We start from the raw sequence: 25,302 nt of genomic DNA on the forward strand, positions 1-25,302 counted from the left end.
GATCGTCGAATCACTTCTTAGCGGCAAACCCGGTCCTTATGCGACACCACATGTGAGCGCATCCGGATCTACCACCGGCATCGGTGTGGTCAGTGCGCCATGCCCCGCGTGATCGCAGCAGCGCGCTGCTTCAACTGCGCCACGGCATCGGGAATCATCTCCATGCCCACGTCCAGGCCGGGGTTCAGCACCAGGCCGACACCGTCGCCGATTCCGGCCAGCAGCGCATGCACCGCGATCGGCATGGCATGCGCGAACTGCGGCAGCTGTTCGTGCCACAGGCCGGCGCGCTCGGGGGCGGTGAACACCGCGAACATCGGCTCGCCACTCTCGCTGGTCAGCACCAGGGGCGAGATGCTCTCATCCCATGCGCCGTCTTCGCCGATGGCCTTGTCCAGCAGCACGAACGCCGTCGAGGTCAGCAGCCCATCGAGGAACTGCGACGCGGTCAGCGTGCCATCCTGGGCCTGCAGCAGGCGCACCTCGAGGTCGTTGAGGGGTTCGAACGGGGTGTCGTGGTCCATGGTCGCTTCCGCTACGTGATTGCAGGAGAGACTTTAACAGGCCGGGCCCTCGAGCGATGAACCGGTGCAAGCGGCGCCTCCCACGGTTCGCCTTCCTGCGTGCAGATCAACGCCCCGAGCAGGTGGGCTGGGCCAGCAGCCAGTCCTGCGCGGCCCGCAGACCGGACGCTCCGGGGGCGGTGGGCTGATCCGGCTGCAGCTGGCGACCGTCACCCTGCCCCTGGCGGTCGGTCATGACATTGACGGTCAGCAGCAGCATGCTGCCATCCACCAGGGGCACGGGTTGATTGCCGGTGGAATAGCCTGCACTGGGCTGGCCGAAACTGCGGCTGCCGGGCTGGCCGCGGAAGGCCAGCGCCACGGCCTCGCCCGAACTGGCAGTACGCGGGCCGAACACTACCGCGACCGGTGCGGGACCGCCGCGCAGCGCATAGGCCGCCTGGCGCGAGCGAAGCCGCGAATTCGCGCCATCCAGGACCTCTCCGTCGCGTTGTCGCCACGGCCGTTGCCCTTCGGCGCTGCGGAAGCCGCCGATCACGGCCCCTTCCTTATCCGGGGTGCCCTGCAACAACGGCAGCAGGCCCAGCAGCATGGGCCACATGTTGCCGCCGCCATTGCCGGACAGATCGACCACCCAGCCGCACCGCGTGCCGTCATCCAGGGCCACGATGCGGTGCTGCAGCGCCAGCGCGTAGGTTCTGCGAGCGTCATACCGTGCCTGCTCGCCCACCTGAGGATCGTCCAGGAACGGGCTCACCTGCAGTACACCGACGCGCGCATCGGCCTGCCACGGCATTGGCGACGCCGCATCCTGGCCGGCCTTCGAGCGTTGCGCACGCCCGGAACGCTGGCGTTGCAGGCTGGGCGGAATCCAGCGGCCATGGCCGCCCGTGCTGCGGGTAGCGGCGTCATCCAGCAACTGGCGCCGGCCAGCATCATCGGTTGCGGCGGCCAGCGTCGCGCGTACACCGGCCCAATCGACACGGTCGCGATACAGCGCGCGCGCCTCCAGCACCTGCAGCATCTGCACCTGCGCCTCCGGTGAGGGCAGTTCAACCGCGGATGCCAAGGCCGTTGCGGCCATCGTCTGCGCAGCCCAAAGCACGACCACCGTCGCACCCGCGCGCCGCACTCCGTTGCAGATCTGCATACGACGTTCCTTGCCGTTGAGTCAGGCGCCCAGCATAGCGGGTTGATGATCGGCACGGCCATCGCGCAGGTTGTCGTATCTGACCTAGCTGGCACCGCAGGCATTGCGCGATGCCGACACGGCGCTCCGGGCGCGAGGAAGGCAGCCGATACGAACACACACATTGCAACTTTGCCCATGTCATCGCGCTGTAGACCGCGCGACGGTGGCATCTGCCAGCGCCCCTGTGCTGGCCGGGATTGGCGTCCCGAATGAAGCTTTTCAACGGCGGGCTTGCGACAACATCGCGGGCCCGAATAGTGCACCCTCCGTCGTTCTGCGGCGGGCGGTGCGTGGGGATCTCCGGATCCGCCGGCTTTTTCTCCGTTGAAAAGCTTCACCGGCACGCCAACCCGCACCGCCCGCCACCTTGCGTCCTGCAGGTGGACTCGCCTGTGAGGTTGCTGCCATGACCCTGCCCCATCCCACCCATCCCCGCCTGCACGCGCTGCTGGGCGACGCCCTGCCTGGGCTGCGGCTGCCCGCCGCTGCCGCCGACATCCTGGAAGATGCGCTGGCCGCAGCCCACGAGAACGTGCCGCAGCCTGCATTCTTCGCCCGGTTACGCAGCATCGCGCGCGGCGACGGTGCCAACGGCCAACCTTGGCCCGAAACGCGGATCACGGAAGCGAGGGCGCGTGATCTGGCCGGCGCTACGCGCTGCCTGGCCGCAGTGTCTTCCTGCGCAGGACTGCTGCTGGCCGCGCAGGCGGCGCGGGAGATGGACGATGCCCGAGCGCACTGCCCGCCGCAGGTGGAAGAAGGGCTGCTGCACGCGGTACAGGTGCTGGCCGATCACGCGGGGGCGCTGGTGGAGCCCGCAGCGGCAGTCCCCGGCCGGCAATGAGCCGAGTTGGCCCTGCTCCACCGCAGGTGCGTCCATACCCCGGCGCTGTCAGATCTTGAGATAGATCCTGCGCCGGTCCAGCCACCACGCAACGCCCCACCACAGGGTGACGAAGGCCAGGGCCTGCAGCATCGACGCCAGCTCCAGCGCACCCGGCATCGCCGCCGCCAGCTGCTGCCAGACCCAGCCCCAGGCGCCGGTTGCCAACAATGCCACCGACATCACCGAGGCCCCCAGGTACGCGGTGATCGCGTTGACCCCAAAACGACGGCCCCACGCGGGCCAGCCCTTCTGGTCGATCAGCACATGCGCCAGCCACAGGGCCAGCGCCGCAAGACCTCCGGTCCACAGCACGTAGCTGGGCGTCCACAGCTGCTTGTTCAACGGCAGCACAATGGCAAGCAGCAGGCCCAGCACTGCCGTTGCGGCGCCCACTCCTGCCAGCGCCACGGCGCGACCGCTGCGCAGCAGTGCGCCGGCCAGCAGGCCCAGGGTGGTGCTGGCCAGCGCGCCCAGCGTGCTCAGCAGCCCTTCCGGGTCATGGCCAAGCCCGGTATCGGCGTGCCACTGGTAGATCCACGGGGCGAACAGCGCGGTATCCAGACGGCTGGCCGGGTTGGTCCATGGCGCCAGATCACCGAGGCCGAGCAGCAGCACGGTATAGCCCACCAGCAGCCCGACAAGCACCCCGACCTGCACGTGCAGCCGCGCATACACCGCCAGCAGGCCAACCAGCGCCGCACACACCGCGATGCGTTGCAGCACGCCCCATATGCGGAAGTGATGCGTATCCAGCGCCCACCAGATCAGCAGATGCAACAACGCGCCGGCTAGCAGGATGCGCAACGCGCGCTCCAGCACGCCACGCGCCAGTGTGGGTCGCACCGACGCATCGAGCGCGCGCGGTGCCACGCTGAAGGCCATCGACACGCCCACCAGGAACAGGAAGAACGGGAACACCAGATCGGTGGGCGTGCAGCCATGCCAGTCCGAATGACGCAGCGGTGCGAACACCGCACTCCAGTCGCCCGGGTTGTTGACCAGCAGCATCGCCGCCACGGTGATGCCGCGCAGGGCGTCGATCGAGCCCAGGCGCGCTGACGGCGCAGCACTCATCAGGCGGCCTCGTACTGTCCGGCAATCCAGGTGCCCCGCACCTGCAGGGCATCGTCCAGCAGCACCAGGTCGGCCTGGTAACCCTCGGCGATGTGGCCCAGCCGGTTGTCCACATTGAGGAACTGCGCCGGATAGGTCGAGGCCATGCGCGCCGCTTCGGCAAGCGGCTGGCCGAGCATCTGCACGGTGTTGCGCACGGCCGTGGCCATGTCCAGTGCCGAGCCGGCCAGCGCGCCAGCTGCGTTGCGCACCACCCCATCGACGGCAGTGATGGTCTCGCCATACAGCACATAGCTGGGATCATCGGCGCCGACCGGCGGCATCGCATCGGTCACCAGCAGCAGGCGACCGCGTGGCTTGGCCGCCAGCGCTACCCGCAGGCTGGCCGGATGCACGTGCACGCCGTCGACGATGATGCCGATCCAGCTGTCGCGATCTTCCAGCGCGGCACCCACCGCACCCGGCTCCCGGCCCTGCAGCGGCGACATCGCGTTGTACAGATGGGTGAAGCCGCGCACACCGGCATCCAGGCCGGCGCAGATCTCTTCGTACGTTCCAGCGGTATGTCCAGCCGCGACGATCACCCCGCGCTCCACCAGTGCGCGGATCGACTCCAGCGGTACCCGCTCCGGCGCAAGGGTGAGCAGGGTCACGCCATTGTCCAGCGAGGCGGCCAGCGCGATCTCCTCCGCATCGGGCACGCGGAACTTGCTGGCGTCGTGGGTCCCCTTCCGTGCCGGGGCGATGTACGGCCCTTCCAGATGGATGCCGATGACACCGGGTACGCCTTGAGCGATGGCTTCGCGCAAGGCGGCGATCGCCTCGCGCATCACCGCCACGTCATCACTGATCAGCGTCGGCAGCATCGCGGTGGTGCCGAAACGGCGGTGCGCCTGCGCGATGGTGCGCAGGGCCGCCACGTCCGGCGTGTTGTTGAACAGCGCGCCGCCACCGCCATTGACCTGCACGTCGATGAAACCCGGCAGCAGCCAGCCGCCGCCGAGATCGACCTGCTCGGCCGCCTGGCCCACCTGCGGCGCGGCATCGGGGAGCAGCGCGCTGATCTTCCCGTCCTCGATGAGCACTGCCAGGTCATCGCGGAAATCATCCCCGACCAGGATGCGGGCATTGCGCAGCACGGTTGCCATCACACGGTCTCCGTGACCTTGTTCAGATGCGGCGGCAGGTCCGGGTTGAACCCGCGGCGCAGCGCCAGCGCATTGATCGCACGGTAGAAACTCTGCACGGTGAGCAGCGGGGCGCACAACGGATGCGGCGCGGCAGCCACCGGCAGGTTGCCTGCGGCGCCGGCCATCCATACCTGCGCACCACGCGCTGAGAACTCCTCCACCACGGCACGTGTGCCCGCGCCGGTCTCATCGGGCTGGGCGAAAGCCAGCACCGGGAAGCCGCGGCCGACCAGCGCCATCGGGCCATGCTTGACCTCGGCCGAGCTGTAGGCCTCGGCATGCAGACTGCAGGTTTCCTTGAACTTCAGCGCCGCTTCCTGCGCCGCGCCAAGCCCAAGCCCACGCCCGAGCACGAACAGGTTGGTGGCGTCCACCAGGCCATCGGCCAGCGCCGTCCAATCGCACTGCCATGCCTCGCGCAATGCATCCGGCAGCAGCTCCAGCGCAGCGCGCAGGCCACTGTCCTGCTTCCAGTACGTGGCCAGCTGCAGCAGTGCCGCAAGCGACGCCAGGTAGCTCTTGGTCGCGGCCACACTCTTCTCCGGGCCCGCATGCAGCGGAATCACCGTGTCGGCCAGCTGCGCCAACGGCGAATCCTCGACATTGACCAGTGCGACCACGCGCGCGCCGGCGGCCTTGGCCGCTTCGGCATTGCGCAGCAGATCCGGACTCTTGCCCGACTGCGAGATGACGATGAACAGTGCACCGCGCAGCTGCAGCGGCGCGGCATACACCGAGCCCACAGACGGCGAGGCGGAGGCGACCACCAGGCCCAGCTGGGTTTCCAGCAGGTACTTGCCGTAGGTGGCGGCATGATCGGAGCTGCCGCGCGCGCAGGTGACCACGAACGGGGGTGGCGCGGCGCGCAGGCTGGCAGCCAGCGTCTCCATCGTGGCGTGGTTGCGCGAGAACTGGCGGGCGACGACGTCGGCCGCTTCAGCGGCTTCGGCGAACATCAGGGTGGAGGTGGGGTCGGACAGCGACATGGCGGGCTCAGGCAGGATCGGAAGGGAGTGGGCGGGCGCCGGCGGGACGCATCGGCGCGGTCGATCCGCGCACGATCAGCTGCGGCACGAAGCCCTGGTTGTGCAGCGGTGCCGGCGCGTCGTCATAGGCATCGCTGCGTAGCTGCGCGATCAGCAGGCGCGCGGCGTGGCGTGCGATGTCCTCGGTGGCCTGCTTGGCGGTGGTCAACGGCGGCCAGGACTGGCGCGAGAACGGGCTGTCCTCGAAGCCGGCGATGGACAGGTCGTAGGGCACGTTCATTCCCGCCGATTTGGCAGCGGCCAGCACACCCGCAGCGATTTCATCGTTGGAACCGAAGATGGCGGTGGGCGGTTCGCGCAGCGCCAGCAGGCGGCGCGCGCCCCGGAAGCCGTCGTCGAAGGTGTAGTCGCCCTGCACCACCAGATGCTTGTCCACGGTCATGCCGTAGTCCTTCAGCGCCGCTTCGTAGCCGGCATAACGTTCGCCGGAAGAGCGGTGCGAGCTGCCACCCCACAGGAAGCCGATGCGCTGATGGCCCAGCTGGATCAGATGCTCGGTGATCTCGTAGGCCGCTTCGCGGTCGTCGACGAACACGCAGGCTCCGTCCGCCGGGTCCTCGGTCGCCGCGATGATGCGCACCAGCTTGATGCCGCGTGCGGTCAGCGCCTGCACCAGATCGCGGCGCTCGGACATCGGTGCGGTCAGCACCAGGCCGGCCAGGCGCGAGCGCTGTACCCAGTCGGCCAGTTCATCGGCCAACAGGGGCGAGCTCGAGTCGCAGGGATGGATCTGCAGGCCGAAGCCGGTCTCCCGGCACGCGGCCAGCACGCCGTTCTGCACGCCAATGATGTGGTACGGGTTGGGGTTGTCGTAGACCAGCCCGATCACGAAAGTGGTCCCGCTGCGCAGGTTGCGCGCGGACGGATCGGGCTCGTAGTCGAGCTCGGCGATCGCCCGCAGCACCCGTGCGCGGGTGGCCTGCATCACGGAGGGCTCGTTGTTGATCACCCGCGAGACCGTCTTCAGAGAGACCTTGGCCTTCTCCGCGACGTCCTTGATGGTCGCTCTGCGCATGGGTTTTCCCTGGGGTTGGCTGCCGTCCATCATCGCCTATCAGCGCTCCTGCGGCAGGCCGGCGCGGTGGCCGATGACCGAGTAGAACAGGATGTACAGGTAGCACGGCACCATCAGCAGCACGAACACCAGCTGGAAATCGATGTGCTGCTTGAGCACGGCGAACAACTGCGGAATGATCGCGCCACCGGCGATACCCATCACCAGCAGCGCCGAGCCGGTCTCGGTGAAACGGCCCAGGCCACGGATCGCCAGCGGGAAGATGGCCGGCCACATCATTGCGTTGGCAAAGCCCAGCAGGGCCACGAAGGCCACCGAAACGTAGCCGTGGGTGGCCCAAGCACCGAGGCAGAACACCACGCCCAGTACCGCCGAAACGGTCAGGTAGCGCGACTGCGAAACCACCCGGGGAATCAGCAGCAGGCCCACCACGTAGCCAGCCAGCATCGCCGCCAGGGTCAACGAGGTGAACATCTTGGTCTGGTCCAGCGGCAGGTCGAAGCCGTGGCCATAGGTACCGATGGCATCACCGGCCATCACTTCCACGCCGACATACACGAACAGGCAGAGCACGCCCAGCCACAGGTGCGGGAACTGGAAGATGCTGCTGCGCTCGGCTGCGCCGGCGGCCATCGGGGTGGCGTTGGCCTCGGAGGACTTGATCTCCGGCAGCGGCGAGAACAGTACGGCGACGGCCAGCAGCACCAGCAGGCCGGCCATCGCCAGGTACGGCGCATGGATCTTGGCGGCGAACTCATTGAGCAGGGCCACCTTGGTGACCGCGTCGGCCGCCTGCACCTGCTTGTCCAGGTCACCGATGCCATGCAGCACCAGGGTGCCGATCAGCACCGGCGCCAGCATGCCGGCGATCTTGTTGCAGATGCCCATCAGCGCGATGCGACGCGCTGCGGTCTCGATCGGGCCGAGGATGGAGATGTAGGGATTGATCGCCGTCTGCAGCAGGGCCAGGCCGCTGCCGATCACGAACAGCCCGCCCAGCGCGCCGGGGTACCAGCGCTGCGTCGCGAATTCACCGAAGAGTGCCGCGCCGCCGGCCATCACCAGCAGGCTCAGGCTGAGGCCCTTCTTCATGCCGGTGCGGCGCAGGATCCACGACGACGGCAGGGCCAGGAAGAAATAGGACAGGTAGAACACCATCAGCACCAGGAAGGCGCCGACCTCGCTGAGCTCGAAGGCCAGCTTGACGAAGGTGATCAGCGGGCCGTTGAGCCAGGTGAAGAAACCGATCAGGAAGAACAGGACGCCGACGATGGCGATGGAGGTGGCCACGTTCGGGCGCGCGCTTGCAGCGGGGACGGCGGACATCAGGAGGGCTCCTGCGGCGACGGTCGCAGAACGCGGCGTCGGAGAGTGGCTGGGAACAACGTTGTCACATTCTTTCGATGGACAACGGCGGTTTGTCAACTTCCCTCCGCGGGGCAGCGCAGGCCATGCTGCATCGCGCAACCGCCGCGTGCGGTCGCGTGCTGAATGCGCTGGAGCCGTTGAGCCCCGTGCAGCAAGGGCTCCGGCGTGAAGGCGCTGTTCACGCGATGGAAACGTTTACCGCACACCCCATTCGTTGCGCCGCAGCAACGAAAGTGTCACGAACTCGTTGACATCGTTGTCAGCGGGGTTACAGACTCCGCCCAACAGCCGGCCTCACCCTCGGATCCGGCCCCCTCTTCAGCAGGAGCCCGCGTGACCGCCAGCCATCCCGCCCCGGCCCATGTCCTGTCCCGCCTCGCGCCCTCGTTCCTGGCCGCCGACGTCGGCGGCACCCATGTGCGTGTCGCCCGGGTCCAGGCCAGCGGCGATGCCGCCCATCCGGTGCAGGTGCTGGAATACCGCAAGTATCGCAATGCCGACCACGCCGGCCTGAGTGCGATCCTGTCCGACTTCCTGGGCGACGGCCCGCGCCCGGCGCATTGCGTGGTGGCCACGGCCGGTTATGCGCGCGAAGACGGGACGGTCATCACTGCCAACGTGCCCTGGCCGCTGTCCGCGCGGCAGATCGAGGCCGACGTCGGCGTACAGCATGTCCACATCGTCAACGACTTCGAAGCGGTGGCCTATGCCGCGGCACAGGTCGACGCCAGCGGCGTCCTGCACCTGTGTGGGCCGGAAAGCGCCCCGCGCGGACCGACCCTGGTGGTCGGTCCGGGTACGGGCCTGGGTGCGGCACTGTGGATCCCGACCGCCCATGGCCCGGTCGTGCTGGCTACCGAAGCCGGGCAACCGACGCTGGCCGCCAGCACCGAACTGGAAATGGCCATCGTCCGCCACATGCAGCGCGAGCGCGCTCACGTGTCGATCGAGCACGCAATCTCCGGCCCCGGCCTGATGAACCTGTACCGCGCGGTGTGCGCCCTGCAGGGACAGCAGCCCACCCTGGCCAGTCCGGACGCGGTCACCGCCGCGGCGATGGCCGGCACTGATGCGCACGCACGCAAGGCGCTGGATGTGTTCTGCGGCCTGCTCGGCAGCACCATCGGCGACATGGCCCTGTTCTACGGCGCCCATGGGGGCGTCTATCTGGCCGGCGGCATCCTGCCGCAGATCCGCGAGTACCTGCGCACCAGCACCTTCGTCGAGCGCTACCTGCAGAAGGGGCCGATGGGCGAAGCACTGGCACGCATCCCGGTGAAGGTGGTCGAGCACGGCCAGCTGGGCGTGGTCGGTGCTGCCAGCTGGTACCTGCAGCAGTCGGCCGCCTGACACCGCAACAGGCTTCAACGCAATCGCAGCACGCAGTACGTGGCACGCCAATGCACGGGACATCGCCGCCGCCCCGCGCACGTCAACGCAACCGCAACCGAACACCGCCGCCGGCACCCAATCGAGTGATGAGGAGAGACATCATGAACACCCGCAAGACCCTGCTTTCGGCCGCCATCGTCAGCTGCCTCGCTTTCAGCGCACATGCCCAGCAGGCTGCGCCGACCGCAACCGACCTGGACACCGTGACCGTCACCGGCATCCGTGGCTCGATGGAGAAGTCGCTGGATACCAAGCGCGAAGCCAACGCGCGCGTGGAAGTGGTGACCGCCGAAGACGTCGGCAAGCTGCCGGCGCACAATGTGGCCGACACCCTGCAGCGCCTGCCCGGCGTCAACATCAGTTCGTCCAGCGCCGACGAAGGCGGCTTCGATGAAGCCGACCGCGTCAGCCTGCGTGGCACCAGCCCGAGCCTGACCCAGACCCTGATCAACGGCCACACCGTCGGCTCGGCCGACTGGTTCGTGCTCAGCCAGGGCAACAACGTCGGCCGCAGCGTCAGCTACTCGCTGCTGCCCTCCGAGCTGGTGAGCTCGGTGGAAGTGAACAAGTCCTCGCAGGCCAAGCTGCAGGATGGCGGCACCACCGGTACCGTCAACATCATCACCCGCAAGCCGCTGGAGTTCGCCAAGCCCTTCAGTGCGGAAGCCTCGGTGGGTGCGGTCCGTTCGGACCAGGCCAAGTCGACCGACCCGCAGTACTCGGCGCTGTTCAACTACAAGAATGACGCCAACAACTTCGGCGTGATGCTGCAGGCCTTCTACCAGAAGCGCGAGCTCCGCCGCGAGGCGCAGGAAATCCCGGGCGGTTTCACCCGGATCGGCGCCGATGATCCGGTGGCCCTCACCAATCCGGACCTGATCGGCGTGGCCGTCCCCGGCCTGCTGGGTTCGACCCTGTTCGAACAGACCCGCGAACGCAAGGGCGGGCTGGTGACCATCCAGTTCAAGCCGACCGATACGCTGAACCTGTCGCTGAGCGGCTTCTCCTCCAAGCTGGAAGCCAACAACTACAACCGCAATTTCATGCTGTGGGGCGGCAACTTCGCCAAGTCGCAGGCGCCGAACCCGGGCTACACCGTGACCGACGGCGTGCTGAGCAATGCCACCTACGCGGGCGTCCCGGGCACCAACTACGGTGTCTACGACATGATCTACCGTGAAGCCACGGCCAAGACCAACTACGTCACGTTCGACGCCGACTGGCAGATCAACGACACCCTGGACATGAAGTTCCAGGCCGGTACCACCAAGGGCACCGGTGAAACCCCGCGCCAGTTCATTGCTGAAGTCACGCTTGGCCAGGGCGGCGGTGCCAGCTGGGCAACGCACGGCGCCGGTTCGCCGGTGGACTGGAACATCGGCGGCGACATCAGCCCCAGCGGCGTCACCAGTTTCGGCACGTGGGGCAACCAGCTGGTCCGCGCCGAAGACAAGGAAGACTGGGCCACGCTGGACTTCAGCCAGTATTTCGGCACCGGCGTGCTGAACTCCGTGGACTTCGGCGTGCGCTTCGCCGACCACGAACGCGAAGCGCTCTCGCCGGAAGGTGCGACCCCGGGTGACATCTGGTCCGCACTGCAGGGCAGCGCCACCGCCAACTATCCCAGCGGCTTCGCCGGTGATGTCGGCGGCACCTTCCCGCGCAACATCTGGTACTACACGCCGGATGCACTGAAGAACGCGATCATCAACAACTCCACCTGGCTGGCCGGCAACGATGGCCCCACCGGCCGCCACAACTACGGTGCCGAGTGGAAGGTGAAGGAGAAGAACTTCGCCGGCTACGTGCAGGCCAACTTCAGCGGCGACTGGTGGAGCGGCAACGTCGGCCTGCGCTACGTCAACATCAAGCAGGACATCGACACCTACAACGCGGTCAGCAATGCCGCCGATGCCGATGTGAGCAGCCTGTTCGGCATGTGGGAGCGCACCGCCTTCCAGAACAAGCGCAACCGCGTCCTGCCCAGCGCCAACATCAAGTTCGACCTGGACGACAGGCTGGTGCTGCGCGTGGCCGCGTCGCAGACCCAGACCCTGCCGGATTATTCGGCCCTGGGCGCTTCGTCGTGGGGTTCGGACCTGAACAAGACCGGCGGCGGTGGCAACCCGAACCTGAAGCCGACCCTGTCCACGAACTTCGACGCCAACCTGGAGTGGTACTTCATGCCGCGCGGCCTGCTGTCGGTCGGTGCGTACCACATGGACATGAAGGACTACATCGCCTTCGACGTGGTCTCGCGCCAGCTGTACAGCGAACTGACCAACCAGCTCGAGACCTACCAGATCTCCACCCCGATCAATGCCGACGGCAAGGTCACCGGCGTGGAAGTGGCCTATGAGCAGCCGATCGGCGAGTACTTCGGCATCAACGCCAACTACACCTACGCCAACGGCACCACGGCCCACACCTGGTCCGACGGTTCGCACAACCTGCTGGGTACCTCGAAGAACACCTACAACGTGGGGGCCTATTTCGAGAACGAGCGATTCGGAGCACGCGTCAGCTACACGCACCGCTCGTCGTTCCTGATCAGCCTGTCGGGCACCAACCCTTACTACCAGGATGATTTCGGCACGCTGTCGGCCTCGTTGAGCTACAAGGCCACCGACTGGCTGAGCATCAGCCTGGATGCGCTGAACCTCAACAACCCGACCTACAAGTACTACCAGACCGCGGCCATTCCGACGTCGTTCTACAGCAACGGCCGCCAGTACTACCTCAACTTCCGCTTCAAGTACTGATCCATCGGCCGCGTCATCGCCGAGTCGTGCACGCACGCCGGGCCTGGGTCATTCCGGGCCCGGCGTTTTTCATGTATAGCGTTCATCGCACCGTTTCAAGGAGTCGTTCCGATGGTCAAGCCCTTCCACGCCAGGATGCACGGCGCACTGCTGCTGGGCAGCCTGTTTGCCCTGCTGCCGGCCCTGCCGGCCTTCGCCGCCGATCCGGTGCCCGCCGCTGAAGCTCCTGGCCCGCAGCTGCGCGCCAACAGCCTGATGCTGATTCCTGCCCCCGCCAGCGTGCAGCCCGGCCAGGGCAGTGGCATCACTGTGTCCGCCACGACCGCGCTGTACGCAGACGGCGAGGCCGCACAGCGGGTCGCCACCCAGTTCGCCGACCTGCTGGCGCGCAGCGGCGGCCCGCGACTGGCGCTGGCTACCGGCAAGGCTGCGGCCAAGGCCGGCGGCATCCGCTTCCAGATCATTCCCACCTTCCGCGACAGCGGCGAGAGCTACACGCTGGACAGCACCGCGCAGGGCGTGCTGGTGCAGGCCGGCAACGAGACCGGCCTGTTCTACGGCGCCACCACGCTGGCCCAGCTGGCCACCGGCGGCAGCCAGGGCGCGCTGCCGGCCGTGCAGATCCAGGATGCGCCGCGTTTCCCCTGGCGGGGCTTCATGCTCGACTCGGCGCGCCATTTCCAGAGCCTGGACGAGATCAAGCGCGTGCTTGATGCGATGTCCGCGCACAAGCTCAACACCTTCCATTGGCACCTGACCGATGACCAGGGCTGGCGCATGGAGATCAAGCGCTACCCGAAGCTGACCGAGGTCGGCAGCTGCCGCCTGCCGGCCGGCGATGGCGGCATCGATCCGGTGACCAGACAGGAGTACCCGTACTGCGGTTTCTACACGCAGGAGCAGATCCGTGAAGTGATTGCCTATGCAGCCAAGCTGCACATCCAGGTGATTCCAGAAATCGACGTGCCGGGCCATGCCACGGCCGCGATCGCCGCCTATCCGGAGCTGGGCTCGATCAGCACGCCGCTGAAGCCGATCAGCGAATGGGGCGTGTTCCCCAACCTCTTCAACGTGGAAGACAGCACCGTGAGCTTCCTCGAGAACGTGCTGGAGGAGGTGATCGCACTGTTCCCGGCGAAGTACGTTCATGTGGGCGGCGACGAGGCCGTAAAGGACCAGTGGGAGGCGTCCGCGCAGATTCAGCAGCGCATGCGCGAGCTGGGCATCAAGGATGAGATGGCCATGCAGAGCCACATCATCAAGCGCCTGGAGACATTCCTGGAGGAACACGACCGGCGCCTGATCGGCTGGGACGAAATTCTCGAGGGCGGGCTGCCCCCCCAGGCTACGGTGATGTCCTGGCGCGGTATCGAAGGCGGCCTGGCCGCTGCCAGCGCCGGCCATGACGTGATCATGTCGCCGGTCGGCTACCTGTACCTGGACTACCTGCAGACCGCCTCGCCCAATGAACCGCCGGGCCGTCCCACGCAGGTCAACCTCGGCAAGCTCTACAGCTTCGAGCCGGTGCCGGACGAACTGCCCGCCGACAAGCGCGGACACATCCTCGGCCTGCAGGCGAACATGTTCACCGAGCACACCCGCAGCTATGCGCGGCTGCAGCACAATCTGTTCCCGCGCCTGGCGGCGGTGGCCGAGACCGGCTGGAGCCCGCCCGGGAAGCGCGACTTCCGCGACTTCCTGGCACGCCTGCCGTCACAGCTGCAGCGCTACCGCGCATGGGGACTGGCCTATGCACAGACGCCGTTCGAAGTGGGCGTGGAGTACCACGATGATCGCGCCGCAGGCACGGTGACGGTGTCGCTGGCCAACCCGCTGGGCTACGAGGTGCGCTACAGCACCGATGGCCAGCCGGTGACCGCGCAGTCGCCGCTGTACCAGCGGCCGCTGACCGCGAAGGTGCCCGCCACGGTACAGGCCGCAGCGTTCTACCAGGGCCGGATGCTGGCCGCAGAGCCCACCGTGGCCGCATTCACTCCGCAATCGCTGCTTGCCCGCCGCAGCGACGAACTGCTCAGCTGCGTTGGCAACAAGGGCCTGGTGCTGCGCCTGGAAGACGATGGCCCGCGCGAGGGCGCACGCGCGGTCTTCAACGTGGACATCTTCCAGCCCTGCTGGCGCTGGCCACAGGCGCAGCTGGACGGCATCGGCAGCGTGGAGGTGCGCGCCGGTCGCATCCCCTACTACTTCCAGCTGGCGCATGACGAGCCGAACCGTCGCTTCGAGAAGGCCAGGCGTGCGCACGGCGAGATGCTGATCCGCCGGGGCAGCTGCACGGGCAAGGTGCTGGCCGAAGTCCCGCTGCCGGCCACGCCCGATGCCGATGGCTTCGTGAGCCTGCGTGCGACGCTGCCGAAGGGCACGCATGGCACCGACGACCTGTGCATCAACTTCACCGGTGATACCCGCCCGGCGATGTGGGTGCTGGACGAAGTGACGCTGCAGAAGTAACCGGAAGGCTGTGGAGCCGGGCCATGCCCGGTTCCACTTCAACCAGGGAAGGCGTGTCAGCCCCGCCAGCGCAGCAGGAGGTCGCGCAGCGGGGTCAGCGCGAGGCCCAATCCGGCAAGAACGCCAACCGTGTTGGCGAGGGCGTCCATCGGGTCGGCCATTCGGTCGCGTGTCAGCGCCCCCTGTGCGAACTCGATGCCGATTCCCATCAGCACCAGGCCCAGCCCGACCCACAGCAGCGGACGTCCTTGCCGGAACAGCTGCACGCCACTGCCGGACAGAATGAAGTACGCCAGGAAATGCTCGACCTTGTCGCCGTTCTCCGGCACGGGAATCGGTGGCGGCGGAATCAGGCAGACCACGATCACGAACAGCACGGCCAGCACCCACAGCGCAGTCCATAGCCGCGGCCGCCGCAGCGGCTTGATCATGCGCGCCGTCGCGCTCACAGGCGCCAGCTCAGATCGCCCAGCGCGAACGCCGGCTCGAAGTCGATTCCACGCTGCAGGCCGATCGCCTGGAAGCGCTCGCCCATGCCGGTAGGCAGGGTCAGCTTCTTCACCTGGTCGCGCAGCTGGATGCGCCCCACCTCATCGGTACGCTCCTCGGCCAGGCTCAGCACCTGGTCCAGGCCATTGCCGATCAGGAAGCTGGCCTGGCTGCAGTACCCCGCCAGCTCGAAGCCACCGTGCAGGCCCGCTTCGGCCATCGCGGTGAAGTCCACCGAGGCCGTGATGTCCTGCAGGCCCGGCCAGCGATGCACGTCGTTATGCACGTGGTGGCGGTAGAAGGCGCGCACCGTGCCGTCGTCGCGATCGTGCTGGTAGAACTCGCTGCGGCTGTAGCCGTAGTCGATGAACAGCATCGCGCCACGTTGCAGGCCGCCAGCCACTGCCTGCAGCCAGTACGGCAGCTGCGGCAGCACCTCCGAGCGGTATCCGTCGGCGAAGGGCCTTTCGAGATAGCGTTCGATGTGGCGCACGGCGCCGTTGAGCAGAATATCGGCCGGCTGCGCGCCACGGATGAAGTTGCCCTCCGCGTCCAGTTCCACGGTCTCCTCGTAGACCTCGCCGTCCCTGATCAGGAAGCGCGGGGTCGGAAGTGCGTCGATCACCTCGTTGGCGAACACCACACCTTCCCAGTCCTCTTCGAACGGACGCTCGATCCAGTCCACGCGCGTGGCCAGCTCTGCCGGCAGCGCCTGTTGCAGGCGCTGCTGCTGGCGCTGGCGCAGGTCGGCACTGGGTTCAAGGATGGCATAACGCGAAGGCACCGCATCCAGCTCGGCCAGCCGCAGCAGCACGGCTTCGGCGAAGGCACCGGTGCCGCCACCCAGTTCCAGCATCCGCGACTGCGCACCGAGCTGGGCGAACACCGGCGCCAGCGCATTGGCCACGCTGCCGGCGAACAGGCCGCCCAGCTCGGGCGCGGTGGTGAAGTCACCACCGCCACCGAACTTGCTGGAACCGGCGCTGTAATAGCCCCACCCGGGTGCGTACAGGCACAGTTCCATGAAGCGGGAAAACGGCATCGCGCCCCCCTGGGCGAGGATTTCAGCGCGCAGTGCGGCGGCCAGCTGGTCGCTGTGGGCCAGGGCGTCGGCATCGGGCAGAGGGAAGGTAGGCTGCATGGCGTCTTCGAATGCGGTGACAATGGTGCACAGGATAGCCGAGCCTTGGAGGACCCTCGATGAGCGAAACCGCCCCCGTGGCCCTGATCACCGGCAGCGCGCGCCGGATCGGCGCCGCCATCGCACGCCAGTTCCACGCCTGTGGCTGGTCGGTGGTGCTGCATGCCAACACGTCCAGCGCCGAGCTGCAGCAGGCCGCCTTCGACCTGGACAACGTCCGTCCGGGCAGTGTGCTGGCCCTGCAGGCCGACCTGCGCGATGCCGGCGCCCTGCCCGATCTGGTCGAGCAGGCCGTGGCCCACTTCGGCCGCCTCGATGCGCTGGTCAACAACGCGTCCAACTTCTTCCCCACCCCGCTTGGCCAAGTGACGGCCGAAGCAATGGATGAACTGTACGCGGTCAATGCGCGTGCGCCGCTGCTGCTGTCACAGGCGGCCGCGCCGTACCTGCGCCGCCAGCAGGGCTGCATCGTCAATCTGACCGATCTGCACGGCACCGACCCGATGCGCGACCATGTGGCCTACACCATGGCCAAAGCCGCACTGGAGATGGCCACCCGGTCACTGGCGCTGGAACTGGCGCCGAAAGTACGGGTCAATGCAGTCGCCCCCGGTGCGATCCTGTGGCCCGAGCAGGGAAAGGACGATTTCGCCCGCGAGGCCCTGCTGGCGCGCACGCCGCTGGCACGCACCGGCACGGTCGAGGAGATCGCCGAGGCGGTGTACTGGCTGGTGGCCGAGGCCAGCTTCGTCACCGGACACACCCTGCGCGTGGATGGCGGACGCACGGTGAGTTGAAGTCCGCCGGGCATGGCCCGGCGCTACCGATCCACGTGGGCGAGCGCAGCGCCCCTAATTCCAGGTCAACCACCTCGAATGCCTCGCCAAACTGCGCATGTGCGCGCCACAGCGCCGCCAGGGCCAGGCCGCTGACCGGGTCGATGAAGTCCGGGGCGATGTCCGCCAGCGGCTTCAGCACGAAGGCGTGCTTCAGCTCGGGGCGCGGAATGCGCAGATGGCCCGGGCCTTCCACGATGTGGTTGCCGTAGAACACCACGTCGATGTCCAGGGTACGGTCGGAGAAGCGCGGACCACTGCGATCACGACCGTGGGCGTCTTCCAGTGCGTGCAGCCAATCATCCAGCGCCTGCAGCGGCAGATCGGTCTGGATCAGCACGCCATTGTTGAGGAAGGCCGGGCCATCGAAGCCGACCGCGGCCGTGCGGTAGGCCGGAGACACCTGCAACGCGCCGAAACGCTCGCGCAGGGCCGCCACCGCGGCGTGGAGATGGCGGCGGGGCTGGACGTTGCTGCCCAGGCTGAGGAGCACGGTGGTCATGCGGTTCAGGTGACGGGTCTGGGGGGCGTGGGCATGCCGTCGTCACGGCGGCCTGCCTACAATCCGGGACGCACATGATAGGGCACCGACATGACCTATTGCGTTGGAATCGAGGTGGACCAGGGCCTGGTCTTCGCCGCCGACACCCGGACCAATGCCTCGCTGGACGATGTGCGCGTGCACCGCAAGCTGCACGTGTTCGAGTATCCCGGCCAGGCGGCCTACGTGTTGATGGCGGCTGGCAACCTGGCCACCACCCAGTTGCTGGTCTCGCGCCTGGCCCGGGACGCCGGCGAGCGGCGCACGCCCAACCTGCGCGACATGACCCATCTGTTCGAAGCGGCGGCCTATGTCGGTCGCCTGCTGGTGGACAGCCAGGTGCACGGCGGCCACAGCGAGCACGGCCATGACGGCGTCAACACCCAGGCCACGCTGATCTTCGGCGGCCAGGTCGCCGGCGAACGCCCCGGCCTGTACATGATCTACCCGCTGGGCAATGCCATCGCCGCCTCGCCGGAGACCCCCTACCTGCAGATCGGCGAGTCCAAGTATGGCAAGCCGATCCTCGACCGCATCCTCAGCCCGGCCACGCGCCTTGAGGACGCCGCGCGCACGGCGATCGTGTCGCTGGATTCGACCATCCGTTCCAACCTCTCGGTCGGCCTGCCGATCGATCTGGCATTGCTGCGCGACGGCGAGCTGCGGATCGCCCAGCAGCTGCGGCTGGGCGCGGACTCGCCCCTGTACGCGGACATCCACCAGAACTGGTCACGGCGGCTGGAACAGGCCGTGGACAGCCTGCCACGCTTCCCGTGGGAGACCCCGGAACGGCCGGCGTGACCTGCCGCCGGGCATGGCCCGGCGACGCAAATTCAGCCCAGTGCCTCTGCCACTGCGCGGAACACCTGCTGCATCTGCAACGGCTTGCGCAGCACATGCACCTCGATGCCATCAGGGAACGCATCGGCCGGAACGTCCACTGACGCGTCTTCCAGCACCAGCGCCGGCCCCCGGTAACCCAGTCCGGCCATTTCGCCCAGCAGCTGGCTGGCCGGCAGCAGTTTGGAGCCGGCATCGGCGATCACCAGCGCCGGCATCGCCTCCTGCTGCATCCAGCGCAACGCCGCCGGTCCATCGGAAGCCAGCTGCAGCTGATATCCCTGGCTGGACAGCGCGTTGCCCAGCAGCGACAGGCGCGTGGCTTCGCCATCGACCACCAGGATCGACTGGCCACTGCCCAGTGCCACCAGCTGCTCGATCGGCTCGCCGCTCTCGATGGCGTCACGCATCGGCAGGCGCAGCTCGAAACAGGTGCCCTGCCCGGGCTGGCTGGTGACCGTGATGCTGCCGCCAGCACCTTCGACGATGCGCTTGCAGGAAATCAGGCCCAGGCCGGTACCGTCCGCCTTGGTGGTGAAGAAGGGATTGAACAGATGCGAGAGCGTATCGGCATCCATGCCGATGCCTTCATCGGCCACGGCGATGCGCATCCAGTCCACACCGTCGCGCTCGCCGGCATGGCTTGCGGTCAGGCTCAGGCGGCCGCCGCTGGGCATTGCCTGGATCGCATTGAGTGCCAGGTTCAACAGCACCTGCTGCAGCTCGGTGTAGTTCGCATCGACCGCCAGGCCCTCATCCTCCACCTGCAGGTGCAGGCGCACCGCATCGGGCACGTTGCTGCGCAGCAGCAGCGCCACCGCGTCGAACAGACCGTCGATCTGCACGCGTTCGCTGGGCTTGCGCGAGCCGCGGACGAACGACAACATCGATTCCGCCATTTCATGACCGCGGCGGCCGCACTCGGCGATCACATCCGCAAGGTGGTGCAGCTGCGGATCATCGGTGCGCGCCTTCAGCAGGTCCGGCATGATCAGCAGCGGCTGCAGGATGTTGCGCAGGTCGTGGCTGAGGCCAGCGGCGAGCAGCGAAAGGCTTTCCAGCCGTTGCGCGCGCATCAGCTCGGTCTCCACGCGCGAACGCTCCACCGCGCTGCGCGCCTCGCGGATCGCACGGGCCACCGCCGACGGCAGGCGCGCCGGCTGGTGCTTGATGATGTAGTCGTTGGCGCCCTTCTGCAGCGCCGCCACTGCATTCTCCTCACCCATCGTGCCCGAGACGAAGATGAAGGGAACATCCGGCGCCGTCTCGCGCACGATGCGCAAGGCATCGTCGCCGGAGAAACCGGGCATGCTCAGGTCGGACAGCACGATATCCGGCTGGAAGGCGGCCAGCGCCTGGCGCAGTTCCGCCTCGCTCTCAACGCGCTCGAAGCGGGCTTCCAGGCCCGCATCCAGCATCTGTTCGGACATCAGCTCGGCGTCTTCCGGCGAATCCTCCACCAGCAGGATGCGCAGTGCCCCGAGGGAGGGACCGGTCAGGGGCATGGGCTTACTCGAGTTCCGGTGCCTGGTTGATCAGTGCCCAGAACTTGCCCAGGGTCTGCACGGCACCGAAGAACTGGTCCACGTCCACCGGCTTGACCACGTAGGCGTTCACGCCCATGTCCCAGCTGCGGGCCAGATCGCTCTCTTCGCGCGAGGACGACAGGATCACCACGGGAAGGCGCTTGAGCTCCTCGTGCTCACGGATCTGCCGCAGCACTTCCAGGCCGTCCATGCGCGGCATCTTGATGTCCAGCAGCAGCACCGCCGGCAGGCCCTCCTCGCGGCTGGCGAAGGTACCGCGCCGCAGCAGGTAGTCCATGACCTCCACGCCGTCCTCGACGTGCACGATGGGATTGGCCAGACGGGCTTCCTGCAGGGCGTCGATCGCCATCTCGGCATCGGCCGGGCTGTCTTCGGCAAGAAGGATGGTGCGCAGAGTCGTCATGCGGAGGGACCTTGTTTGTCCGCGTCGAGCGCGGGAGGCAGGTAGAAGTGGAAGGTTGCGCCGGCGTCCGGCTCGGCTTCGGCCCAGACCCGGCCTCCATGACGGGTCAGCACGCGGCGTACGCTGGCCAGGCCGATGCCGGTACCGGGGTAATCACTGGCCTTGTGCAGGCGCTGGAACACGCCGAACAGCTTTCCGGCATAGGCCATGTCAAAGCCTGCGCCATTGTCGCTGACCGTGAACTGATGGCCGCCATCGGGCTGCGGCTGGTAGTCCACGCGGATCTTCGCCGGTTCGCGGTTGCTGGAATACTTGACCGCGTTGCCGAGCAGGTTCAGCCACACCTGGCGCATCATGTTCTCATCGGCCACCACGATCGGCAGCGGTGCGATGTTCCATTCGACGTGATGGACCTGGCCACTGCTTTCAGCCTCGGCCTGCAGGTTGGAATCGAGCATCGCACGGGTATCGGACACCAGCGACTGCATGTCCACTGTCTGCTGGCGCATCGCTGCGCGTCCCAGCCGCGAGTAGACCAGCAGATCGTCGATCAGTGTCGCCATGCGCCGCGCCGAGCTGGAGATCACCCCAAGGTAATGCAGGCTCTTCTCGTCGGCGCTCTCGCCCAGATGGCGCGACAGCTTGTCGGAGAAGCCGGCAACGTGGCGCAGCGGCGCGCGCAGGTCATGCGACACCGAGTAGCTGAATGCTTCCAGCTCGCGATTGACCTCCGAGACCTGCGCCACCTTGCCTTCCAGCTGGCGGTTCAGTTCCTCCACACGCGACTGCACGGCGCGCTGCACGGTGACATCGCTGACGGTCAGCAGCACCACTTCATCGTCGGTATCCGGCAGCGGCATGCGCCGGGCGTTGAGCAGCATGTAGCGCACCACGCCCTCGGAGGTGCGCTGTTCGTGCTCGAAGTCCCACAGCTCGCGCCCGCGCAGCAGCACATCGATCAGGCGCTGGCGCACGACGGTATCCCGCCAGGCGCCGTCGCCGACGTCATCCAGCAGCAGGCCATCGGCACGTTCGTCCTGCAGGCCGTACAACTCGGCAAAGGCCGGATTGTGCAGCTGCACGCGCAGCTCGCGGTCGAGCAGCACGATCGGCTCGCGCACGGTCTGCAGTACTGACGCGGCGCGCGCGGCCGAGCGCAGCGACTGCCGCTCGGCCTGCAGGCGTCGACCGATCTGCCGCTGCAGCAGCCAGAGCACCAGGCCGAGCAGCGCCAGCTGTACCACCAGCGAGCTCCACGAGACGAATTCGGTCTGCCTGCGCTGCCGAGCAGCCTGTTCGGCCCGCTCGGCCAGCAGCGCCCGCTCGCTGTTCTGCAGCTCTTCAACCAGGCTGCGGATCGGGTAACGGGTACTCAGGTCCTGTACCAGCGTGCGCTGGTCACTGTTCGGTTCGGCCTTGGCCAGCGCGCGCGCCACCGCCAGCCGCCCTTCCAGCATGGACTCGATGCGACCGATGCGGATCAGCTGCTCAGGATTATCGCGTGTCATCCGGCCCAGCTCTGCGAGTCGGCCGGGAATCTCGTTGGCCTTGGCCATGCGCTCGCGCAGGCCGGGCGCGTCCACGCCCTTGGACAGCGTCAACGCCGCCGACTCGACATCGCGCACATCGGCCTGCAACTGTTGCAGCGCCACGCCAACCGCCTGGGTATGCGTCACCCAGGCCATCGCTTCTTCGTTCTCACGCTGAAGCTTGCGCTGGGTCAACCACGGCACGACGATGATCGCGGCGGCGGCCAGCGCCAGGGCCGGCAATCGCCAGCGATCCCAGATGTCGTCACTGAACACCAGCGCCATAGTTCCTCATCAGCACGGCCGCAGAGGGATGGGCCCGGAGAGGCCCAGCTGCGGCGGAACCGGCAATATAGCGCAGGCGGTCACACCTCTGGAATGTCCGGCCCCGGCAGCTGAACGGTCCAGAAAACATCATGGGTGGAGCCGGGACTGGCCCGGCTCCACCGTCATGCAGCTGTACTGCGGCGCCCCGGCGGGGCGGCGCCCGGAATCAGCGCTTGGCCGCCGCGCTGACCTTCAGCGCGCTGGCATCAACGCGGGTGACGCCCTTGATGCCCTTGGCCGTGGTGATGGCCTTGTCATGCTCGGCCTGGGTCGCCACCGTGCCGCTGAGGCTGACGACGCCATTCACGGTTTCCACCTTGACCTCGGTGCCCGGCACATTGCTGCTGGCCAGCAGGTCGGCCTTTACTTTGGTGGTGATCCAGGTGTCGGTCACCGGCTCGTTGGAGTCGTGGCGATCAGCGTGGGTCATCGCCGAATGGTCGGTGGCGGGCGGACTCTTGGCTGCCGGATCCTTGGCGAATGCAGCCGAGGAGGACAGCGCCAGGCCCAGGGTGAGGGCCGAAGCAATCAGCGTACGGGTCGGGTTGTTCATCGTGTGTTACCTCCTGCGGAATGTGGAGCCAGTGTGGCCGCTGCGCCGTGCAGCAGACGTGGCGCTGCGGTCATGCCGCCGTGAATCGAGCCGGTTTTCAACGCAACCGTTCAGCTTTGGATCCTGGCCCCTGTCGTTTACCCTGCATGCCTGATCTGCGCGGAGCACTGCCATGCGCCCTGACCTGCAACTGGCCCTGATCGGGTACGGCCTTGCCGGCCGCGTTTTCCACGCGCCGCTGATCCAGCACACCCCGGGACTGACCCTGCACAGCGTGGTCAGTTCGCAGCGCGACCTGCTGCTGCGCACGTTCAGCGATGTACACGTGCGCGCGGCACCGCAGGACGTATTCGACGATCCGGCGGTGGACGCGGTGGTGATTGCCACGCCGAATGACCAGCACGCACCATTGGCGATGGCAGCGCTGGCCGCAGGCAAGCATGTGCTGGTGGACAAACCCTTCGCACTGGACGTGGCCGAAGCCGAAGCCGTGCTGGCGGCGGCGCGCGATGCAGACCGCATCGTCACGGTGTTCCAGAATCGCCGTTTCGACGCCGATTTCCTGACGCTGCAGGCCTTGCTGGCCGAAGGTGCGCTCGGCGAAGTCGCCGAATGCCATGCGCATTTTGATCGCTACCGCCCGCACGTGCGCGAGCGCTGGCGGGAGCAGGAGGGGCCTGGCAGTGGCCTGTGGTATGACCTTGCACCGCATCTGCTGGATCAGATGCTGGTGCTGTTCGGCTGGCCGCAGGCGATCGACGCAGACCTGGCGGTGCAGCGCGAAGGCGGCAGTGGCATCGATTACTTCCATGCGGTGCTGCATTACCCGAGGCACCGCGCGATCCTTCATGCCGGTTCGCTGGTGGCGGCACCGACGCCCCGGTTCGCTGTGCACGGCAGCCGCGCCAGCTGGATCAAGCAGGGCCTGGACGTACAGGAAGCACAGCTGCGCCGCGGCGTTGCGCCGGGCGCGCCGGGCTGGGGCATCGACCCGCGTCACGGCGAGCGGGTGTACTGCGATGCCGAGGACAACGTGCAACGCAGCACGGTCGACAACCTGCCGGGCGACTATCGCCGCCTGTATGCCCAGTTCGCTGCGGCGATGCAGGGTGACGGTGAACCCACGGTCAGCCCATTGCAGGCGCTGCAGGTAATGCGCTTGCTGCAGGCTGGCAGGGACAGCGCTTACGAGGCCCGGCGCATCGCACTGAACTGATCGCGGTCCGCGGCCCGGAACCCCACGGCAGCGCCGAAGGGCTCCGGTCCTGGCGCTTACGACTTCTTGATCGCGTGCCCACCGAACTCGTTGCGCATCGCCGCCAGCAGGCGGTCAGTGAACGAATTCGACTCGCGCGACCGCAGGCGTTCCAGCAGCGAGAGCGTGATCACCGGCGCCGGCACATCCAGCGCGATCGCTTCGGCCACGGTCCAGCGGCCTTCACCGGAATCCTCCACGTAGGGGGCGATGCCATCCAGCGACGGATTGCGCTTGAGCGCCTCGGCACTCAGGTCCAGCAACCACGAACGCACCACGCTGCCATGGCGCCAGACCTCGGCAACCTGCGCCAGGTCCAGCTCCATGTCCTGCTTGCGTTCCATCAGTGCGAAGCCTTCGGCGTAGGCCTGCATCATTCCGTACTCGATGCCGTTGTGGACCATCTTGGTGAAATGGCCCGCACCGGGAGGACCGACACGTGCCCAGCCCCGATCCTCCGCCGGCGCCAGTGTGCGCAGCAGCGGCGCAACCTGCTCCACCACCTTCGCCTCACCGCCGACCATCAGGCTGTAGCCCTCCTGCAGGCCCCAGATGCCGCCGCTGGTGCCGCAGTCGACATAGCCCAGGTCGTCCTCGGCCAGCGCCTTGGCGCGGCGGATCGAGTCCTGGTAATTGGAGTTTCCGCCGTCGATGACGATGTCACCCTCGGCCAGGTGCGGGGTCAGCTGGCCGAGCGTCTGGTCGACCGTTTCGCCCGCCGGCACCATCAACCACAGCACGCGCGGCACCGGCAGCGCGGCAACTGCGGCGGCGAGCGAATCGACCACTTCTATGCCGGCCTCCGCGGCGCGCTGGCGGGCGCCTTCGCCCGGGTCGTAGCCGACCACGCGGTGGCCGCCGCGATGCAGGCGCTGGGCCATGTTGGCGCCCATGCGGCCAAGGCCGATCATTGCAATATCCAT

22 protein-coding genes are annotated in these 25,302 nt (G+C 67.4%); 7 read left to right on the plus strand and 15 right to left on the minus strand.

Features of this window, described 5'->3' with window-relative positions:
* Positions 1–89: 89 nt before the first annotated feature.
* Together ACZLIF_RS17465 and ACZLIF_RS17470 are read right to left on the minus strand one after the other, a co-directional pair.
* Positions 90–524: an SseB family protein gene (locus ACZLIF_RS17465; protein WP_005411035.1), complete on the minus strand. Its 435-nt coding sequence runs from the start codon at positions 522–524 to the stop codon at positions 90–92.
* Between the two features lie 106 nt (positions 525–630).
* Positions 631–1,674 carry a S41 family peptidase gene (locus tag ACZLIF_RS17470; RefSeq protein ID WP_128990017.1) on the minus strand — a complete coding sequence of 348 codons (1,044 nt, stop codon included), beginning with the start codon at positions 1,672–1,674 and terminating at the stop codon, positions 631–633.
* A gap of 448 nt (positions 1,675–2,122) precedes the next feature.
* On the opposite strand from ACZLIF_RS17470, the gene ACZLIF_RS17475 reads away from it, so the two are divergent.
* Positions 2,123–2,560 carry a hypothetical protein gene (locus ACZLIF_RS17475; protein WP_128990015.1) on the plus strand — a complete coding sequence of 146 codons (438 nt, stop codon included), beginning with the start codon at positions 2,123–2,125 and terminating at the stop codon, positions 2,558–2,560.
* A gap of 48 nt (positions 2,561–2,608) precedes the next feature.
* Here the strand turns inward: ACZLIF_RS17475 and ACZLIF_RS17480 are convergent, their stop codons facing one another.
* Genes ACZLIF_RS17480 through ACZLIF_RS17500 form a run of 5 tightly spaced genes read right to left on the minus strand, consistent with a single transcriptional unit; the run spans position 2,609 to position 8,253 of the window.
* Positions 2,609–3,676 (minus strand): acyltransferase family protein, encoded by a 1,068-nt coding sequence (locus ACZLIF_RS17480; protein WP_128990013.1) that lies wholly within the window; start codon positions 3,674–3,676, stop codon positions 2,609–2,611.
* Positions 3,676–4,824 carry an N-acetylglucosamine-6-phosphate deacetylase gene (nagA, locus tag ACZLIF_RS17485; protein ID WP_128990011.1) on the minus strand — a complete coding sequence of 383 codons (1,149 nt, stop codon included), beginning with the start codon at positions 4,822–4,824 and terminating at the stop codon, positions 3,676–3,678. The genes ACZLIF_RS17480 and nagA overlap by 1 nt, the downstream gene beginning before the upstream one ends.
* Positions 4,824–5,852, minus strand: coding sequence for an SIS domain-containing protein (locus ACZLIF_RS17490; RefSeq protein ID WP_053519280.1), 1,029 nt, complete (start codon positions 5,850–5,852; stop codon positions 4,824–4,826). The genes nagA and ACZLIF_RS17490 overlap by 1 nt, the downstream gene beginning before the upstream one ends.
* A 7-nt stretch (positions 5,853–5,859) precedes the next feature.
* On the minus strand, positions 5,860–6,927 hold the full coding sequence (locus ACZLIF_RS17495; protein WP_065181755.1) for a LacI family DNA-binding transcriptional regulator: 1,068 nt from the start codon (positions 6,925–6,927) through the stop codon (positions 5,860–5,862).
* Positions 6,928–6,966: 39 nt separating this feature from the next.
* Complete coding sequence (locus tag ACZLIF_RS17500; protein ID WP_065181756.1) at positions 6,967–8,253, minus strand: sugar MFS transporter; 1,287 nt, start codon at positions 8,251–8,253, stop codon at positions 6,967–6,969.
* Positions 8,254–8,628: 375 nt separating this feature from the next.
* Between ACZLIF_RS17500 and ACZLIF_RS17505 the strand changes: the two genes are divergently transcribed.
* The 3 genes from ACZLIF_RS17505 (at position 8,629) to ACZLIF_RS17515 (ending at position 14,918) form a co-directional block, all read left to right on the plus strand.
* Positions 8,629–9,645, plus strand: coding sequence for a glucokinase family protein (locus ACZLIF_RS17505; RefSeq protein WP_478462146.1), 1,017 nt, complete (start codon positions 8,629–8,631; stop codon positions 9,643–9,645).
* Positions 9,646–9,788: 143 nt separating this feature from the next.
* On the plus strand, positions 9,789–12,449 hold the full coding sequence (locus ACZLIF_RS17510; RefSeq protein ID WP_053519286.1) for a TonB-dependent receptor: 2,661 nt from the start codon (positions 9,789–9,791) through the stop codon (positions 12,447–12,449).
* Positions 12,450–12,560: 111 nt separating this feature from the next.
* Entirely contained in the window at positions 12,561–14,918 is a 2,358-nt protein-coding gene (locus tag ACZLIF_RS17515; RefSeq protein ID WP_128990007.1) for a family 20 glycosylhydrolase, read from the plus strand.
* A 56-nt stretch (positions 14,919–14,974) separates the two neighbouring features.
* Here the strand turns inward: ACZLIF_RS17515 and ACZLIF_RS17520 are convergent, their stop codons facing one another.
* Together ACZLIF_RS17520 and ACZLIF_RS17525 are read right to left on the minus strand one after the other, a co-directional pair.
* The gene (locus ACZLIF_RS17520; protein WP_128990005.1) at positions 14,975–15,349 is read right to left on the minus strand and encodes a VanZ family protein; all 375 of its coding nucleotides are present in this window, start codon (positions 15,347–15,349) and stop codon (positions 14,975–14,977) included.
* A gap of 14 nt (positions 15,350–15,363) precedes the next feature.
* Positions 15,364–16,548: a class I SAM-dependent methyltransferase gene (locus ACZLIF_RS17525; protein ID WP_128990003.1), complete on the minus strand. Its 1,185-nt coding sequence runs from the start codon at positions 16,546–16,548 to the stop codon at positions 15,364–15,366.
* Between the two features lie 59 nt (positions 16,549–16,607).
* On the opposite strand from ACZLIF_RS17525, the gene ACZLIF_RS17530 reads away from it, so the two are divergent.
* Positions 16,608–17,345 carry a pteridine reductase gene (locus tag ACZLIF_RS17530; protein WP_053519294.1) on the plus strand — a complete coding sequence of 246 codons (738 nt, stop codon included), beginning with the start codon at positions 16,608–16,610 and terminating at the stop codon, positions 17,343–17,345.
* Here the strand turns inward: ACZLIF_RS17530 and folK are convergent.
* Positions 17,299–17,886 (minus strand): 2-amino-4-hydroxy-6-hydroxymethyldihydropteridine diphosphokinase, encoded by a 588-nt coding sequence (gene folK / locus ACZLIF_RS17535; protein ID WP_478462147.1) that lies wholly within the window; start codon positions 17,884–17,886, stop codon positions 17,299–17,301. The genes ACZLIF_RS17530 and folK overlap by 47 nt on opposite strands.
* 90 nt (positions 17,887–17,976) lie before the next feature.
* Between folK and ACZLIF_RS17540 the strand changes: the two genes are divergently transcribed.
* Positions 17,977–18,726 carry a proteasome-type protease gene (locus ACZLIF_RS17540; protein WP_128990001.1) on the plus strand — a complete coding sequence of 250 codons (750 nt, stop codon included), beginning with the start codon at positions 17,977–17,979 and terminating at the stop codon, positions 18,724–18,726.
* Positions 18,727–18,758: 32 nt separating this feature from the next.
* Here ACZLIF_RS17540 and ACZLIF_RS17545 read toward each other — a convergent pair whose 3' ends face one another.
* The 4 genes from ACZLIF_RS17545 to ACZLIF_RS17560 all read right to left on the minus strand — a co-directional run bounded on the left by ACZLIF_RS17545 (position 18,759) and on the right by ACZLIF_RS17560 (position 23,124).
* On the minus strand, positions 18,759–20,270 hold the full coding sequence (locus tag ACZLIF_RS17545; RefSeq protein ID WP_074899805.1) for an ATP-binding response regulator: 1,512 nt from the start codon (positions 20,268–20,270) through the stop codon (positions 18,759–18,761).
* Positions 20,271–20,274: 4 nt separating this feature from the next.
* Positions 20,275–20,715, minus strand: a complete 441-nt coding sequence (locus ACZLIF_RS17550; RefSeq protein WP_053519303.1) for a response regulator — start codon at positions 20,713–20,715, stop codon at positions 20,275–20,277.
* Positions 20,712–22,529, minus strand: coding sequence for a sensor histidine kinase (locus ACZLIF_RS17555; protein ID WP_128989999.1), 1,818 nt, complete (start codon positions 22,527–22,529; stop codon positions 20,712–20,714). Before ACZLIF_RS17555 ends, ACZLIF_RS17550 begins: the two co-directional genes overlap by 4 nt.
* 208 nt (positions 22,530–22,737) lie before the next feature.
* Positions 22,738–23,124 (minus strand): BON domain-containing protein, encoded by a 387-nt coding sequence (locus tag ACZLIF_RS17560; RefSeq protein ID WP_128989997.1) that lies wholly within the window; start codon positions 23,122–23,124, stop codon positions 22,738–22,740.
* Positions 23,125–23,296: 172 nt separating this feature from the next.
* Between ACZLIF_RS17560 and ACZLIF_RS17565 the strand changes: the two genes are divergently transcribed.
* Entirely contained in the window at positions 23,297–24,340 is a 1,044-nt protein-coding gene (locus ACZLIF_RS17565; RefSeq protein ID WP_128989995.1) for an oxidoreductase, read from the plus strand.
* 56 nt (positions 24,341–24,396) lie between these two features.
* Here the strand turns inward: ACZLIF_RS17565 and gnd are convergent, their stop codons facing one another.
* A complete protein-coding gene (gene gnd, locus ACZLIF_RS17570) occupies positions 24,397–25,302 on the minus strand; it encodes a phosphogluconate dehydrogenase (NAD(+)-dependent, decarboxylating) (protein ID WP_053519312.1) in 906 nt (301 codons plus the stop codon).

It is taken from the genome of Stenotrophomonas sp. 2201_Sma (assembly GCF_056486685.1).

Excerpts from the sequence above, each read along its gene's own strand:
- ACZLIF_RS17515 (WP_128990007.1), top strand. The coding sequence starts at position 12,561 with ATGGTCAAGCCCTTCCACGCCAGGATGCACGGCGCACTGCTGCTGGGC.
- ACZLIF_RS17555 (WP_128989999.1), bottom strand. The coding sequence starts at position 22,529 with ATGGCGCTGGTGTTCAGTGACGACATCTGGGATCGCTGGCGATTGCCG.
- ACZLIF_RS17490 (WP_053519280.1), bottom strand. The coding sequence starts at position 5,852 with ATGTCGCTGTCCGACCCCACCTCCACCCTGATGTTCGCCGAAGCCGCT.
- ACZLIF_RS17525 (WP_128990003.1), bottom strand. The coding sequence starts at position 16,548 with ATGCAGCCTACCTTCCCTCTGCCCGATGCCGACGCCCTGGCCCACAGC.
- ACZLIF_RS17540 (WP_128990001.1), top strand. The coding sequence starts at position 17,977 with ATGACCTATTGCGTTGGAATCGAGGTGGACCAGGGCCTGGTCTTCGCC.
- ACZLIF_RS17550 (WP_053519303.1), bottom strand. The coding sequence starts at position 20,715 with ATGACGACTCTGCGCACCATCCTTCTTGCCGAAGACAGCCCGGCCGAT.
- ACZLIF_RS17470 (WP_128990017.1), bottom strand. The coding sequence starts at position 1,674 with ATGCAGATCTGCAACGGAGTGCGGCGCGCGGGTGCGACGGTGGTCGTG.
- gnd (WP_053519312.1), bottom strand. The coding sequence starts at position 25,302 with ATGGATATTGCAATGATCGGCCTTGGCCGCATGGGCGCCAACATGGCC.
- ACZLIF_RS17480 (WP_128990013.1), bottom strand. The coding sequence starts at position 3,676 with ATGAGTGCTGCGCCGTCAGCGCGCCTGGGCTCGATCGACGCCCTGCGC.
- ACZLIF_RS17495 (WP_065181755.1), bottom strand. The coding sequence starts at position 6,927 with ATGCGCAGAGCGACCATCAAGGACGTCGCGGAGAAGGCCAAGGTCTCT.
- ACZLIF_RS17545 (WP_074899805.1), bottom strand. The coding sequence starts at position 20,270 with ATGCCCCTGACCGGTCCCTCCCTCGGGGCACTGCGCATCCTGCTGGTG.
- ACZLIF_RS17565 (WP_128989995.1), top strand. The coding sequence starts at position 23,297 with ATGCGCCCTGACCTGCAACTGGCCCTGATCGGGTACGGCCTTGCCGGC.
- folK (WP_478462147.1), bottom strand. The coding sequence starts at position 17,886 with ATGACCACCGTGCTCCTCAGCCTGGGCAGCAACGTCCAGCCCCGCCGC.
- ACZLIF_RS17560 (WP_128989997.1), bottom strand. The coding sequence starts at position 23,124 with ATGAACAACCCGACCCGTACGCTGATTGCTTCGGCCCTCACCCTGGGC.
- ACZLIF_RS17530 (WP_053519294.1), top strand. The coding sequence starts at position 16,608 with ATGAGCGAAACCGCCCCCGTGGCCCTGATCACCGGCAGCGCGCGCCGG.
- ACZLIF_RS17465 (WP_005411035.1), bottom strand. The coding sequence starts at position 524 with ATGGACCACGACACCCCGTTCGAACCCCTCAACGACCTCGAGGTGCGC.
- ACZLIF_RS17520 (WP_128990005.1), bottom strand. The coding sequence starts at position 15,349 with ATGATCAAGCCGCTGCGGCGGCCGCGGCTATGGACTGCGCTGTGGGTG.
- nagA (WP_128990011.1), bottom strand. The coding sequence starts at position 4,824 with ATGGCAACCGTGCTGCGCAATGCCCGCATCCTGGTCGGGGATGATTTC.
- ACZLIF_RS17475 (WP_128990015.1), top strand. The coding sequence starts at position 2,123 with ATGACCCTGCCCCATCCCACCCATCCCCGCCTGCACGCGCTGCTGGGC.
- ACZLIF_RS17500 (WP_065181756.1), bottom strand. The coding sequence starts at position 8,253 with ATGTCCGCCGTCCCCGCTGCAAGCGCGCGCCCGAACGTGGCCACCTCC.
- ACZLIF_RS17510 (WP_053519286.1), top strand. The coding sequence starts at position 9,789 with ATGAACACCCGCAAGACCCTGCTTTCGGCCGCCATCGTCAGCTGCCTC.